The organism is Grimontia indica, from assembly GCF_000333895.2.
Lineage (GTDB): Bacteria > Pseudomonadota > Gammaproteobacteria > Enterobacterales > Vibrionaceae > Enterovibrio > Enterovibrio indicus.
Genome location: NZ_ANFM02000009.1, coordinates 151039 through 166435, shown reverse-complemented (window position 1 = coordinate 166435; position 15397 = coordinate 151039). Strand labels below are relative to the sequence as shown.

12 protein-coding genes and 2 pseudogenes are annotated in these 15397 nt (G+C 49.3%); 8 read left to right on the top strand and 6 right to left on the bottom strand.

The genetic code is table 11. The features are described 5' to 3' along the window. The first annotated feature begins 182 nt into the window (after positions 1-182). From D515_RS05520 to D515_RS05510, 3 genes are all read left to right on the top strand, one after another. Positions 183-524 (top strand): hypothetical protein, encoded by a 342-nt coding sequence (locus tag D515_RS05520; protein WP_039849645.1) that lies wholly within the window; start codon positions 183-185, stop codon positions 522-524. 374 nt (positions 525-898) lie between these two features. Then, entirely contained in the window at positions 899-2485 is a 1587-nt protein-coding gene (locus D515_RS05515) for an HlyD family efflux transporter periplasmic adaptor subunit (RefSeq protein ID WP_039849643.1), read from the top strand. Further along, entirely contained in the window at positions 2482-3990 is a 1509-nt protein-coding gene (locus tag D515_RS05510) for a glycosyltransferase (protein ID WP_002536795.1), read from the top strand. The genes D515_RS05515 and D515_RS05510 overlap by 4 nt, the downstream gene beginning before the upstream one ends. Here D515_RS05510 and D515_RS05505 read toward each other — a convergent pair. Beyond that, positions 3981-4304 carry a DUF4156 domain-containing protein gene (locus tag D515_RS05505; protein ID WP_002536794.1) on the bottom strand — a complete coding sequence of 108 codons (324 nt, stop codon included), beginning with the start codon at positions 4302-4304 and terminating at the stop codon, positions 3981-3983. The genes D515_RS05510 and D515_RS05505 overlap by 10 nt on opposite strands. 432 nt (positions 4305-4736) lie before the next feature. On the opposite strand from D515_RS05505, the gene imuA reads away from it, so the two are divergent. From imuA to D515_RS05490, 3 genes are read left to right on the top strand one after another with little or no spacing between them, the layout of a single operon-like run. Then, positions 4737-5444: a translesion DNA synthesis-associated protein ImuA gene (gene imuA, locus D515_RS05500; RefSeq protein ID WP_002536793.1), complete on the top strand. Its 708-nt coding sequence runs from the start codon at positions 4737-4739 to the stop codon at positions 5442-5444. Next, positions 5441-6847 carry a Y-family DNA polymerase gene (locus tag D515_RS05495; protein WP_002536792.1) on the top strand — a complete coding sequence of 469 codons (1407 nt, stop codon included), beginning with the start codon at positions 5441-5443 and terminating at the stop codon, positions 6845-6847. The genes imuA and D515_RS05495 overlap by 4 nt, the downstream gene beginning before the upstream one ends. A gap of 23 nt (positions 6848-6870) precedes the next feature. Next, the gene (locus tag D515_RS05490; protein ID WP_002536790.1) at positions 6871-9984 is read left to right on the top strand and encodes an error-prone DNA polymerase; all 3114 of its coding nucleotides are present in this window, start codon (positions 6871-6873) and stop codon (positions 9982-9984) included. A gap of 15 nt (positions 9985-9999) precedes the next feature. Here D515_RS05490 and D515_RS05485 read toward each other — a convergent pair whose 3' ends face one another. From D515_RS05485 to D515_RS05475, 3 genes are all read right to left on the bottom strand, one after another. Further along, the gene (locus D515_RS05485) at positions 10000-11358 is read right to left on the bottom strand and encodes a hypothetical protein (protein WP_002536788.1); all 1359 of its coding nucleotides are present in this window, start codon (positions 11356-11358) and stop codon (positions 10000-10002) included. Positions 11359-11652: 294 nt separating this feature from the next. After that, a complete protein-coding gene (locus D515_RS05480; RefSeq protein ID WP_039849642.1) occupies positions 11653-12144 on the bottom strand; it encodes a SixA phosphatase family protein in 492 nt (163 codons plus the stop codon). 6 nt (positions 12145-12150) lie between these two features. Continuing rightward, on the bottom strand, positions 12151-13092 hold the full coding sequence (locus D515_RS05475; RefSeq protein ID WP_002536786.1) for a chemotaxis protein CheV: 942 nt from the start codon (positions 13090-13092) through the stop codon (positions 12151-12153). Between the two features lie 395 nt (positions 13093-13487). Here D515_RS05475 and D515_RS05470 point away from each other — a divergent pair, with 395 nt between their 5' ends. Both D515_RS05470 and D515_RS05465 read left to right on the top strand, forming a co-directional pair. Next, positions 13488-14411 carry a chemotaxis protein gene (locus tag D515_RS05470; protein WP_039849665.1) on the top strand — a complete coding sequence of 308 codons (924 nt, stop codon included), beginning with the start codon at positions 13488-13490 and terminating at the stop codon, positions 14409-14411. A 257-nt stretch (positions 14412-14668) separates the two neighbouring features. Further along, entirely contained in the window at positions 14669-14977 is a 309-nt protein-coding gene (locus tag D515_RS05465; protein ID WP_002536784.1) for a DUF496 family protein, read from the top strand. A gap of 81 nt (positions 14978-15058) precedes the next feature. Here D515_RS05465 and D515_RS25680 read toward each other — a convergent pair. Both D515_RS25680 and D515_RS25190 read right to left on the bottom strand, forming a co-directional pair. After that, a pseudogene (locus tag D515_RS25680) lies at positions 15059-15199 on the bottom strand (succinyl-CoA--3-ketoacid-CoA transferase); the annotation flags it as partial. Next, positions 15199-15387 (bottom strand): annotated as a pseudogene (locus D515_RS25190) (FliH/SctL family protein); the annotation flags it as partial. The pseudogenes D515_RS25190 and D515_RS25680, both read right to left, overlap by 1 nt. Positions 15388-15397 lie beyond the last annotated feature (10 nt).

Below are 15397 nucleotides of genomic sequence, written 5' to 3'. Positions count from 1 at the left end.
CGATTGTGCAAGTGTAAAATGGTCGCTATTTGCATTCTTTTTATTAAGATTGCAAACCGAGCTCCACTATCTTAAGCGGCTACTGGTCAACATGGCTGGTTTTATTAAACTATTCAACAAATAAGAAAAACCGCCTAAAGGCGGAAACCTATAATTATTATATATTTTAAAGAGATTACGCTATGCCGACAGTCATTCCTTTCCCTGCCGAGGGGGGTTCGCGCTGTGAACCTCAAAACAGCCCCATGACCGAGATGATTCGCGAGGAGTTGAATCAACTCAGTTCTAATGAATATATGGTCAATTGCATCATGGAGCGCATGAAGCCTTTCATCGCCACGCTCGATTGTGACCTGAGTCTGGACATGGAAATCACGGAAGAAAATGAAGCTGGCGTCATGCAGATGATCCCGTCTATTCAGGATCTGCAAAGCCGCTTTGATGGCATCATCTCAGAGATTATCTCTGAGCGAATCCTGCACGAAATACACCTATTCCATCTCGAGCGCGCCACCCAAGTTTAAACTGGTGGCTACCTACATAGACAAAAAGCGGCTGTTCAGTCGCTTTCTTGTTGTTCCAGAATTATCCACACCTCCTGTCCAACTATTCCTCATATTGCGAAAATTAGGATTTTCGATTCTCAATTTGCAGCACCCGTTTTTGATGAGTCGGGAGAGCAAGCCGCAGATTTCTCAGTCATATCTAAAAGGTAATCAGCTCTGAAGGTAATCATTAGCCCCCGTAGATGCTGCACTTTCCTCCCAAAAGTCGCCATTACTTATATACTTATCATTAGTTCTTCTTTTTGAGTCGATGGCCTTGCAAGTTCAACTTTGTCTTGTTGGCGCGACAATTGCAGTTTCCTAGTCAAGGCGTAGCCCAACAAGGAGGCAACATGGGAGTAGCGGCTATCAACACAGGGTCTATCCACACGTTTCAGTCCCGTTCCGGTGCGCGGAAATTTCCACGCATTGAGTTTCCGGCACAAGTTGAAATCGATGGCGTCCTATATCCCACCAAGGAATGGAGCGTGGGTGGATTTTCTATTGATGATAACCTCTATCCTGGAAAGAAAGGCGATAAGCACTATGGGCACTTGTGCTTTGAGCTCCCTGTCGGACGCTTCTCAACCCCCATGCAATTTGAAGTGATGCGTGCCAGCGAAAGCGGTTATGCAATGGGTTGCCAGTTCTATTCGCTAAACTCCGGTCACCAGAAAACGCTGCAATCGATAGTGGATACCTACCTCACTGGTGAAACGATTTCACTGGAAAGTGTCACCTCTTACGGCGTTAAAGCGCAGCTGCACGAAGAAGAAGTTCAGCGCATGCAGCAAAACTGGTGGCGTTTCGCACTCGTTGCCTTAATTTCAGTCGCGATCATTACCGTTGCCGCCTTGATGGTGCAGTCCCGTATTCTCAACATCACCTCACAGCATGCTGCTGTAAGCCAACCCGTACTCTCCCAACGAAGCTATAACAACGGTGTATTAAACCTTTCAGATTTCAAACCCGGTCAACAAGTCAAAGAAGGCGACCTATTGTTTTCCGTTTTTACCGAGGAAGGCACGGACTTGCTCGCTAAAGACAAGCAAGAGCTGGACAAGGTCAACAGTCAGATTAACTATTTACAAACCGTGCTTCGTCAAAGTAGAGAGTCGGTGGCTCGTTACAACTCCCAACTTTTCAAAGAGCTTCAGCTACTCTCTGAAAAAAAGGATTTATTGACAGAAGAGCTCCAAACCCGCGAGAAAATCTTAAAGCTGTATGATAGGGGCTTCCGAAAAGGCAGTGTCGACTCAGTGACACGTGAACTGGAGCGCGTTGAAACTTTCGAAATCAAAAGAGACCTCCTTTCACTTGATGCCGAAATCGAAGCCATCGAAAGCCAATTAGATCAAATTTTGCTTGGTGTTCCACCCAAAGAAGCGCAAATCAGTGGTAAATCCCCGTTTGAAGCGCAAAGTCAGCTCGACATCTTGATCGCTGAAAAAGACAAGCTTCTTGAAGAAATCGAACGACTGAAAACCCGCGGGTTGGCCTATGCACCCTGCGATTGTTACATCGTTGCTATCAACGCCCGTGATGGTCAAATCGTACAAACGGGTACCGCTATTTTTGAGCTGTCTCCATCACCCAGTCCTGACCGAGGTCAACGCTCGATTCTGGCATTAATGCCACTCGAAAAAGCAGAACTGCTCAAAATCGGTATGGAAGTGGAATACAAACTTGCCAGTAACGATACAAAACAAATCGGCACAATAGAGCATGTGCAGTTCTACAGCGCCGCCAATGCGGATATCTATAACGAAGAAGGCGAATCATTGAGCGGCCTGCCAAAAACCTTACCAAGGCTTAATCAATATACGCTGATCAAAGTTGTGCCACAGCAAGGTGCCGAGACGACCATAGTGAATGAGCCCGCCACTGTGATTGCAACAGTGGGTTGGAAAGATGTCTTCAAACACTGGTTCAACCTATGAATGTCGATCGCCTTTTCATCAAGAACTTCCATCGCCAGGATCCTCGGCATATCACTATCCTTTGGTGGCTGTTCTTCGCGACCCTGCTTCTGGGGCTTTGGGGGTTGTATATCATTCTGCCTGATGTCCCGGTTCAGGAAGAGGTAGTTTACACGCTTGGCTTTATCGGATTGTGGCGCTATGGCTGGAAATCCATTCACCTACTTCGTGGGCTCTATTACCAATATGTTCGTTATCCGGTGATTTCCAGCTTGGCGGAGATGACACATAAACCGAGCGAGATATTGGTGGTGATCCCCTGTTACCGCACCACACCAGAGATCAGTGCACCCGTCTTCAAAGCATTGATTGATGAGATTGGGAACTTTGGCGTTGCATGCCGCGCGGTTGCTTGTGTTACCGACGAAGCCGATATCGGTATCATTGAATCCCAGTTCGACAAGCTCAAACAACGGGTTCCTGTCACTCTGTTCATTATCGATCAGGACGGTACCGGCAAGCGTAACACCATGGCAGATGCACTGACTCTCCTGGCGGAAGACCGCCCCGTTTCCAAAGACAGCGTGTTGATCCTGATGGATGGGGATACTGTGGTCCCTGAAGGTATATTGGCAAAAGTCTCAGGGTTTCTGATGCGCTATCACGATCTTGGCGCGGTGACGACGCACAATAAGCCCATCGTGAAAGGCAGTTCCCTCACCCGACAATGGTATCGTCAGCGCATGGCACAACGCCATTTCTATATGAGCTCACTCAGCCTGACCTATCGTGTTTTGGTACTGACAGGCCGCTTTTCAGCATTTCGCGCCTCCATGGCGCTGTCTCCCGACTTTATCGAAAGCTTGCGCTATGACCACGTTAAACACTGGCGTTACGGCAGAATCCGTATGTTAACAGGGGACGATAAAAGCACCTGGTTTTATGTGCTCAAAGAGCGCTGGAAAATGCTCTACATTCCAGACATGGCGGTAACTTGCCTGGAAGATGCTCCTTCAGGCAGTTTCTTGGGTACCAGTATCTCACTGATGACCCGTTGGTACGGCAATATGCTCCGCAGTAATATCCGTGCTATCCAACTCGGTCCACGCAAAGCTGGCCTGTTTTTGTGGCTCTGTCTGTTAGATCAACGGATCAGCATGTGGACGACCCTGATTGGCCCGTCACTGGCGATATTTGTTGCAGCACTCATTGGACCCAAGGTTGTCATTGCCTATCTGTTCTGGGTGGCTGCTACGCGAAGTTTAAATGTGATGCTGATTTCGGTGCAGTCAGGGCAATTTCACCCCATCTTTGTGGTGTTACTATGGTATGAGCAAATGGTAGGTTCTCTGGTGAAGGTATACCTGTTCTTTCACCCGAACGTACAACGCTGGACACGACAAGGCATTGCCGGGAAAGTGGAAGACCACTCGATATCTCAAGAGATTAAAAAGTGGCTTCCACATTTGGAAACCACCGCAGCATTTAGCGCACTACTGATTTTCGTGATGGTGCTTTACGGATGACAGCGATACGCTTTAGCCAGAAAAGTGACCGATGTAGAGAAAGGTTTTGGCGCATACAGTAGAACAGTATCCGCTTCCAGCAGCATCGCTTTGTTACGCAATTCATTCACCGCGCCCTGAGTCAGCACACCATCTTCAATCAGCCAATAGTCGTACCAATGCCCCTGAGAGCCGACAACGACGCCTTTATCTTCACAATGCAGCATTTCTAATGCATCACCCCACAAGACGGTGATTTTTTCGCTACCCGGATCCGGTGTGGCCACACACCCCGTCAACAGCATCGCCCCAAATAATGTTGCCCACTTATTCATTTTATCTTCATAGAGTTGGGTTAAATGATTATACCCAAACGACCTGAAGATACTTGAATTCAGAGGTCATCAATGCGTTCAATTCGAGGAAAATTTCGCGAGGAATAGTCGTTCTATTTCCGTGGAATTTAACGAAGAAGTGGGCGCATTGAGGCCCTCCCTTAGGGCGAGCTGACTGACGCCGTGCTCTTTGTTGTTCCTTTTTGATGGAGATGACTACACCTGCAAAGGAACGCCGCGATCACAACGCCAGCCAATCTCGCTGAATCCTGCATCTTCAGGTTGTTTGGGTATATGAGTATATCGGCAATCTGAGCGCTTAACGAGCCACTTCTTCCTCTTCAATGTCGTCTAATATGCATCAAAACACACTTGTTCTAACCGCAATCTCGCCCTAGAATAATACTGTACATATATACAGTATTATTATTTATGCTTGATAACATTCTCGCCCTGCATTCAGGGATCTGGACGGCGAACCGTCTCTATCAACCCAAAGCGCACTGCCGCCCCAGCGGCCACACTGTGCTTGATGAAAAGCTGGATGGCGGCTGGCCGGAATCCGGCGTGGTTGAACTGCAATTGCCCTGCTTTGGCATTGGTGAATTACGCCTGATCCTGCCAGCTGTCGTGACGGCTTTGAAAGACAGTGAACTGACCGTGTTTGCCGCGCCACCGGGAGAGCTCAACCCCATTGCCCTGTGTCAGGCAGGATTGGATTTAGAAAAGGTGATCATTCTGGATGCGTCTGTTTCATCAAGCTTATGGTGCGTTGAACAAGCTTTGAAAAGTGGTTGCTGTCGCTCTGCCGTACTCTGGGGGGAAGCACTTTCCGTGACTCAGGCCAGACGCCTTCAACTCGCTGCGACCGAAAATGACTGCCTGCTGTTTATGATCACCCACCAAAAAAGTGTTCAGGGTTTGCCGGTAAGCTGCCGCCTGTCTGCCATCCCTGATGAAGGAGGATTGAAGGTGACTGTGATTAAACGCCGTGGCCTACCTGTTCAACCTTTTCATGTGCCATTAGCGCCTGTTTTTCATACCTTCTCACTGGCCGAACAAGCAGAGCCGCATGAAACCATCACACTGTCATCTCTCCAGTTGGCAGACACCTCTAACGTGGTGCCATTGTTCCGATGATCCTCTGGTTGTATCTGCATTTCCCCGCCTTGCTGCTCGACACCCTTATCCGCGATAACAGGGTGGAAACACCGCTGATTGTGCTTTCCCGCACGACAGGCCATGTTTATCAAGCCAACGCACAGGCACAGGAATATGGCATTGTAACGGGTAACGATCTTGGCACCGCCAGCGCGCTATGTCATGGCTTAGACGTCGCTGACTATGATGAACAGGCCGAAACCGACCGTCTATTGCAACTGGCTTCCCTGCTGTATCAGGTCAACGCGGACATCATTCCTTACGCACCGGACGGGCTTTTGATGAAAGTCACTCCGATGCTCAAGCTTTATGGCTCGCTGGACAACTACTGGCAATCACTGCTGCCTGTGCTCAGTGGCGAGCAGGTGCAATATCACTTCGCGCTTAGCCCTTATCCACAAGCGGCACGCTGGCTTGCACGCGCAAAGGCAGATTGTGGTTACCTGACCCCGGAAGCGGCTGAACAGGCACTCGCTGCGCTTGCTGTGCGAGAACTGGGATTCACAGAGAGACATGTTGTTCAGCTGGAGCGCATGGGAATCCGGCACGCCAAGCAATTGCTGGCGTTACCGGTGGATTCACTCGGTCAGCGTTTCGGTAAACCGCTGACAGCTCACCTACGTTCCCTAACCCAGAAAAGCCTCGCTTTACCAGCGAGCTTCACACCGCCCGAGCACTTCTACCAGTCACTGGAGCTTTTGCATGACATTTCCAATAGCCAGACGCTTTGCTTTCCACTTCAGCGCATGCTCAAAGAAATGGAGAAGTTCCTGCACGTCAGGGAGGCGGTCACCCCCGCCATTACCATTGTGCTGACACAGCGAGAGCAAGATGACAAAGTCTTGGAGATCACTGCAGCAACGCCGGAATCTGCCACCAGCCGCTGGATGCCGCTGCTCCAACTTCATCTGGAAAAGCTTAAGCTGGATGCCCCTGTCACCCACCTTCGACTGGAAGCCAATACTCTGCTGCCAAGACAATCCCCCACTCAGGATTTGTTCGCAGGTAAACGTGGACAACTCACGCCGGGAGAACTGATCAGCCTGATGCAGGCGAAAGCGGGGAAACATGGGGTTTACAGCCTGTCACTGGAGAATGACCACCGCCCAGAGCGTGCCTTCAAGCGCCAATTGCCGTTGCAGAAAAGTACGCAGCTCTTGCCTCCCTTCCTGCCGACACGTCCTGCACTGCTTCATGTGTCTCCCCGCCCTCTGCTGTCTCGCCCTGACACACTTACAGGCCCAGAACGCGTCAGTGGTGGTTGGTGGGATAAATCGCCCATCCAGCGCGATTACTTTGTCGCCCGTAATAAACGGGGACAACTTTGCTGGGTATTTCGAACCGCACAAGGTGAGTGGTTCGAGCATGGCCTTTTTTGTTGATCCGCTGTTTGAGATCGCTGCCTATGACAACACCTTCGACTATTCGCCCACAGCCTTTTTCAGAACTGCACTGTAAAACCAATTACAGCTTCCTGACCGGCGCTTCCCACCCGGAAGAGCTGGTTGTTCGCGCTGCCACTTTAGGGTACAGCGCACTCGCCATCACTGATGAATGCTCGCTTGCTGGCGTAGTACGTGCTCACACTGCAAACCGCGACCAGAACCTCGGACTCAAGCTGATCATTGGTTCAGAAATCACCTTTCAGGATGAAAAACTGGTGCTGCTTTGCCCCAGCCGACAAGCCTATGGCGAGCTGGCACGCCTTATTACCCAAGCCAGAATGCGCAGCGAAAAAGGGCATTATCAGGTATTCAGTGATGATTTCAGCCACATCACCCAGTGTCTTTGCATCTGGCTACCGACACTCAAACATGAAGAAAAAAACAAACCCGAGGATTTTCAGCACTGGTTGAAGAACACGTTTGAAGAAAGACTGTGGATCGGCGTTGAGCGTCTGCTACTGCCCAATGAATCCACATATCTGGCCATGGTGGAATCGTTGGCAAAAGCACACGACCTGCCAATTGTCTGCACCAATGATGTACTGATGCATCACCCCCGCCGCCAGCCTTTACTCGATGTCATCACGGCGATTCGGCTCGGCAAACCTTTACAACAATGCGGCTTCGATTTGCCAAGAAATGGCGAACAGGCACTCAAACCTGTTGAGAAACTGGAAAAGCTCTATCCCGAGCGCTGGCGAAAAGAAACCCAGCGCATTGCGGCGAAATGTACCTTTTGTCTCAGTGAGCTTCGCTATGAATATCCCGCAGAGCTGGTACCAGATGGCTTCACCGCCAGCAGTTACTTGCGACACTTGGTAGAAGAAGGCATTGGCAAACGCTTCCCGAACGGGATTAAGCCAGAGATACGCGCAACCATTGATAAAGAGCTGGGGCTGATTGCCGAACAGCAGTACGAGTATTTTTTCCTCACCATTTACGACATTGTGCAGTATGCGAAATCACAAGGCATTTTGTATCAGGGACGCGGCTCTGCGGCGAACTCTGTGGTGTGTTATTGCCTTGAAATCACCGCGGTTAACCCAGAGAAAATCAATGTCCTGTTCGAGCGTTTTATCTCGAAAGAACGTAACGAGCCACCAGACATTGATGTCGACTTCGAGCACGAACGCCGCGAAGAAATCTTCCGCTACATCTACCAGAAATACGGCCGTCAGCGCGCTGCCATTGCCGCTACTGTGATTACCTATCGCTTTAAAAGCGCGTTCCGCGATGTGGGCAAGGCGTTGGGGCTCAATGAAACCCAGCTGGATTACTACATCAAAAATCTCAACCACCGCGACAAAGGGCTGGATAAAGGCGAACAGCTTGAAGCATTAGGTCTGGACACCCAATCACACCTTGGGCGTTGGCTGCTGGAATTGGTTGAAGAAATCCGCGGTTTTCCGCGTCACCTCAGTCAACATGTCGGCGGTTTTATTATTTCCGCAGGTCCGTTGTACGAACTGGTGCCGGTCGAAAATGCCGCCATGGCCGAACGCAGCGTGATCCAATGGGATAAAGATGATTTGGAATCCCTTGGACTGTTGAAAGTGGACATCCTCGCACTCGGCATGTTGAGCGCGATCCGCAAGGCGTTTGCCATTATCGACAAGCAACATCAGCGCAGTCTGTCGATTGCTGACATCATTGCCATGGGTGACGATCCCATTGTCTATCAACAACTCCAGAAAGCCGATTCTGTCGGTGTGTTTCAGGTGGAATCACGCGCCCAAATGAGCATGTTGCCGAGACTGCGCCCGAACTGTTATTACGATCTAGTCATTCAAATTGCTATTGTCCGTCCCGGTCCGATACAGGGCGATATGGTGCACCCCTACCTGAAAAGGCGTTGGGGTGAGGAGGACATCACCTACCCTTCGAAAGAAGTCGAGTCGGTGTTGTCGCGTACCATGGGCGTGCCGATTTTTCAGGAACAGGTGATCCAACTTGCGATGGTCGCCGCCGGATTCAGTGGCGGTGAAGCCGACCAGCTTCGCCGCGCCATGGCAGCATGGAAGCGCAGCGGTAAGCTAGCTCCTTTTCGCGAAAAGCTGATTAACGGTATGCAGGAGCGCGGTTATAACATTGAGTTTGCCGAACAGATCTTCCGACAGATCCAAGGCTTCGGTGAATACGGTTTTCCGGAATCACACAGTGCTTCGTTTGCGGTATTGGCTTACACCTCATCCTGGTTAAAGCATTACTATCCGGTCGCCTTTTACTGCTCGCTGCTCAATAGTCAGCCTATGGGTTTCTATAGCCCTTCGCAGCTGTTGCAGGACGCATCCCGTCATCAGGTGAAAATCCTTCCCGTCTGCGTCAATCTAAGCCAGTGGGATCACCAACAAGTGATAGTCCAAGGTCAGCCTGCGCTGCAACTTGGTTTTCGTATTGTGAAAGGCTTATCCGACATTGGTGCGGAGAAGCTGCTGCAATGTCGCCCCTACAAAGGATTCCAGCATCTCAACGAAATAAGACAATGTGGATTGAGCCGGGGGGATCTGGAAGCGCTCGCCAGTGCCAACGCCACCAAGGTGCTGGCAGATAACCGCTTTTCCGCCCGATGGCAGATGATGGATGACAGCCACGCTCTGCCGCTGTTTTCAAACACACAACCGGACAGCTCGGATGCCAATGCTATCGCCGCCCCTTCTGCGGTAGAAGACTTGATTGAGGATTATGCAGCCACAGGTCTTACGCTCGGCAAGCACCCTATCGCCCTGCTGGATGAAAACGGCAAACTGGGCAAACATCGGTTAGCCAGTGAGCTCAATACTATACGTTCAGGCTCAGCGGTCACTGTTGCTGGTGTAGTCACTGGCAGACAACGCCCAGGGACAGCCAGTGGCGTAACCTTTGTGACCTTGGAAGACCATACTGGCAACATCAATGTGGTGGTGTGGCTCGCCACTGCACGGGCACAGAACACACCGTTTGTATCGGCAAAGATATTAAAAGTGAAAGGAATATTAGAGCGCGAAGGCGATGTGGTGCATGTGGTGGCTGGACGATTGATTGATATGACTCACACCCTCGATCAGTTACTTGTCCATTCACGGGACTTTCACTGATCAAGGAGTGAACAATTATGAGAACACTTCTTCTACATCAACCACTTTGGAACGATTCACTGTGATCTTCCAGCGTTGAATCGTGAAGCTGCCATCCTGATTTTTCTGCTTGGAAACCAGGTTAAACTGGTGACGCTTGTCGATAGATTCACGCGTCACCTGACCATCACTCAGCGCGTAATAGCGCTGCTTACCACGCGCCATCAGGCGGGAAAATGGACGGAAATCGAGTCGCCACACTTCCCGCGTCATGTCGTAGCCGCTAAGGAACTTGGTGGTCGACATCTGCGTCACCATCTTGATCTTCACTACCGACTCTTCCCGTTGACGTAATTTGCCTTTACGCATCTTGCGCACGTCATCAGGAATTTTGTCGAACGGGATGTAATCCAACCACTCCAGCTGATTGCCAATACGCTGACCGGATGTCGGGTCAGTAAACATCTTGCGCCACTTAGGACGCCCTTTACGAATAAAGCGCCAAAGTACATCACGCAAGTCGTCTTTAAAAATTTCACGCATGGCATATAACCCCGCCATGGCCAGCGCGAAAGACAGGGTAATTTCACCCAAGAAGTTACGCATGCGGATAATCGCAAAGGTGACAAAAATCATCACCAGACCTGCTGCCGCACCTTTTGCCAGTTTGTTGAGGTTCTGCCCCAATACCACATCGTTCTGGCGAATCGTTACCGGATATTCAATCAGACGACGGGCAAGGCGCATCTTGTTGACCATTCGCGTCGGGTCACTCTGCGCCTTGGATGAGTTGTAGTTTTGGTCGATACGATAAGCAGCTTCAGATTCGCAAAAAGCCAAAAGCTGCTCTTTGATCGGCTTGAACGCCGCGCTTCTTGGCATGTGCGCCACCAGCGAAAGAAAACGCTGCTCAGTCAACCAGGAAAGGTAGTTATCGACATTGTTGTAGTACTTGATGAGACTTTCATCTTTCGGCACATAACGGCGCAGACGACGAAGGATCTCAACCGCCATGTCGGTAATCACTTCCAATTGCTCCACGGCTTCTTCTTCTTCCACGTCTGTCATGGTATCGAAGAAGCGGTGTGTGGTTTTCTCCAGCGAAAGCGCATATTGATACGCGTACAAGCTCAAGCTCACACGATATTTGTCAGAAGGCAATTTATCCCGGCTGGCGAGTCGGGAGTGAACAAGCGGTAAATGGTGTTGCGAAGAAAAGTAGGTACGGGTGTTAGACAGTACCGTGTAGTAAAACTCATCTTCGCTGAGCACGCTCTTGGAGAAATTCAGCTCTCCAGGAACAAATAGGTAGAATTCGACGTCCTGTCTTTTTATCTCTTCATTGATCAGCGCAATCCGTGCGGTTAACCCCTCATCTTTTTCTACAGAGATCAATTATGTACTCCAAAATATTCTCTTCTAACGGGTCTTTCCGCGAGCCAGGAAGGACACATAGTTTATACCGAAACATTCCGTGTGTGCATGCCTCCAATAGGCTTAATTTCATTGGGTGGATGTAAAAAGACCATCACTGATCAGCTGTGCGTTTTTTAACCAGCTCGCAAAGATCATTTCGTCACTTCGATAACTCGGGCTTGCGAGCGGATTAGACCCCGAGAGTTAACTGGGTTATCCACAGAAAAAGTGAATAAGTCTCAGTAGTCGGATCCTGACATCGCGTTAAACTGACTACGGTTTCAGTCGTTTAGGATAATCGAGAAACAGAACCTGTTTATCTGCCGTCGACCAGTTAGACCAACTTTGGCTGTAAAGGGCAATCACCGCTATACCACACGTTGGAAGGTTATCTATTTCAAAGGGAATATGAGCGAGAAATTCATTGAAAGCCGGATTATGACCAACCAACATGACGCTTTCATTATCGTCGTCAAACCGCTCTACAACCTTTACCAGCGTTTGCCAATCTTCTGTGTAAACCGTGTTTTTAATGACAACAGGTGGCGAATGAACAAACTGTTCTGCCATCAGTTGTGCCGTCGTCATTGCGCGAAGTGCGCTGCTGGAAACAATCAACTGGGGCTGCTTTAACCATGCCGCCAATCTGGCTCCCATCATAGATGCGTTTCGCAGGCCACGAGGATTCAGCGGCCTGTCGTGATCATCAAGGGAAGGGTCATCCCAACTGGATTTTGCATGGCGGGTGAGAAAAAGTAGCTTCACCCGTGCCTACTTGCCCAACGCTTCGCGCATGCGGGTTTGCACCACATCCACAAGAAGATCGGGTTGGAACTTGGACACGAAGCGGTTACACCCCACTTTCTCCACCATGGCTTCGTTGAAGCTGCCACTGAGTGAAGTGTTAAGCGCAATATAGAGATCGTGCATGCGACTGTCTGCGCGCACTTCTGACGTCAGCTTGTAGCCGTCCATTTCCGGCATTTCCGCGTCAGTGATCATTAACAGGATCTCGTTGCGCGGGTCTTTGCCTTCATCACACCAGGATTTAAGAAGATTCAGCGCCTGCTGGCCATTCTTCTTCTCAATGCACTCGATACCAAGCTGACCCAATGTTTCGGTGACTTGTTTGCGCGCAGTAGAAGAGTCGTCCACCACCAGCACTTTCTGGCCCACTAGATGGTTAGAGAGATCATCATCCAACACACCATCGGAAATGCCGATGTCATAGGAGATAATTTCCGCCAATACTTTTTCGACATCGATAATCTCAACCAGCTTTTGTTCGTTTTCATGGTCGAGCTTAGTGATCGCCGTAAGGTAATTGGAACGCCCCGTGCTTGGCGGCTCCATAATTTCGTCCCAGCCCATATTCTTGATATACACCACCTTGCCGACTAAAAAAGCCTGCACGGAGCGGTTGTACTCCGTCACAATAAGATTACTTTCTTCATCTTTGCTGAGCGGACGCAAACCAATTGACTGACGCATATCGATTACAGGGATGGAGTGACCTCGAATGGTCGCAACACCGCTAATTTTGGGATGAGAACCGGGCATTTGGTTAAGGCGGGGGACTTTCAACACTTCTCTGACTTTAAAAACGTTGATAGCGAAAAGTTGGCGTGTTCCTAGCTGGAATATCAACAATTCCAGTCGGTTTTCACCCACTAGGTTGGTACGGGAGTCTACAGAATCTAAAATGCTTGTCATGGGTTACTAACCGCTCTCAGATCACATCACTGTGATTTCTCATTGTCTTATCGCTGTCAGCCAGTAAAACACATAATGAGAAGGTACTCACTTCGGTTTAACTATTTAGCGCGTTACATCTTAATAATAGAAAAACTCCTTGAATAAAGCGAAATTACCCCACCTCTACTTACATTTTTATCATTGGGCTGCAAATGCCTTCTCTCACAGAGAGTTAGCAAGATTCTGATCACGCTGGAAATTCACGAAAAGTTACTGGATAAGTGTCATAAATCGGCCCATCATAGGTGTGACAAGGAAGAGGAAAAGCTACAATCAAGAGAGATATTGTGGCGTTGCTGGAAGCAATGCATCATTTTTCTTGTTTACTCATTCTGGCTAAAAACAGGCGCTATATGAAAAGCAAAGCCAATGAATCGCAGGGTATGTTGTTATTCCGACTCTCTGCCACACAGACTTTTGCCCTTGGCACTTTGAAGGTCAGAGAGATTGTACCTTTCTGCCCGCTCACTGCACTTCCTGGCTCTCATCCTACTGTCATTGGTACCGCGAATATCCGTGGTATCACTACACCAGTTATCGATATGGCGAAAGCGATTGGTTATCAACCTGTCGATAAGGAAGAGTACAAAAACTGTTTTATCATCATCACCGACTGCCAACGTCGTGTGGTAGGCTTTTTGGTACGTGGTATCGAAAAAATCAGTGAATGTGACTGGCGCAATATCACGCCACCTCCAGAAACCCTGGGCACACGAGCCTTCCTCACTGGCGTGATGAATGTTGATGAAAAGCTGGTGCAACTGCTGGATGTTGAGTTGGTGATGTCGAAAATCTTCCCCATGCCGGAAGACAAACTTCATCCTATCCTCGCCGATGTGGATCGCGAGAAACTCAAACCTATGCACATCCTCTTGGTTGATGACAGCAGTCTGGCAAGGCGTCAGCTTTCAGAAGCGCTCGACAGCATCAATATTCCTTATGTGGTTAGCACCAACGGGATTGATGCACTTGAGAAGCTGAAAAACTCAGCCAGAGAAGGCCGACCGTTTGATATCGTCGTGAGTGACATCGAAATGCCAGGCATTGACGGTTATGAATTGGCCTTTGAAATTCGTAGCAACGAGCCGCTCTCCGAAGCGTATCTGATCCTACACACCTCGCTTTCCAGTGAAATCAGTGTTGACCGCGCCCATCAGGTAGGGGCTCACGAAGCGCTGACCAAGTTTGATGCCACAGAGCTGGTGAATGCCATGCTTCGCGGCGCTCATCTTAAACTGGAAGGTGAACATGTCCGCCTTGAAGGGGCAGTTGAGTAATTTACTTTCACTTTCGTCAAAGGCACGCTTCCACGCGTGCCTTTTTCTTTTCTATCAACATGCTATATGGTTAATTCGCTTACGATTCGTGTGCCGCGAATATTCTGCGCTCACGAGGTTATAGCACACATTTTCCTGCCCAAGCTGTCACTAAAAGTTCTCGTAAAATACTGAGCTTTCCTTGATCAAAAGACTGTTTCCGACGGTCACCTTGTGGTTTAATTTCATCAGGATCACACAAAGAAGGTTATAGACCTATGAACAATGTATTCGAGATCGTTAAGTTCTCTCGTCGCAAGAATAAACTGAAGCGGGAAATTCAGGATAACGAGAAGAAAATCCGCGACAACCAGAAGCGCGTAACTTTGCTTGAGAACCTGCTTGATTACATTCAGCCAGAAATGACTCACGATGAAATCGTAGAGATCGTTAAAAACATGAAAGCTGACTACGAAGATCGTGTTGATGACCACATCATCAAGAGCGCAGAGATTTCAAAAGAGCGCCGCGAGATCAGCCGTCAAATCAAAGAGCTGACCCGTCTGGACAAAGAAGGCAAAAAATAAGCTTTCTTTCTGCGATAGCGCAGTCGCCCGACAGCGAAAACAAAAAGACCACCCTCTCGGTGGTCTTTTTGTTTTTTGGCCCTAGCAAGCCGACAGTTGCATCGGACGTAAATTCGGTGACACCAACAAAGTCGCTTCGGTGGCAGCCTGCACCTCTTCAATGGAAAATTCTGGCGCAAACTCAGTAAGAACCATGCCGCTCTCATTGATTTCAAACACGCCTGTAACCCTCCCACAGGCATTTCTGAATTCGAAACCAGCTTCCAGGCGTTTGGTAAATCCGCACTGATCTGGCTGATGCGCTCCAGATCCTGCGGGTTCAGATGCACCGTGACTTTCTCCGATTTTCCCGGAAGGGCTTCGAGGGTTTCATCTACCAGTGTCAGGATTTGCTGTGGCATCATTTTCATCATGAAGGCG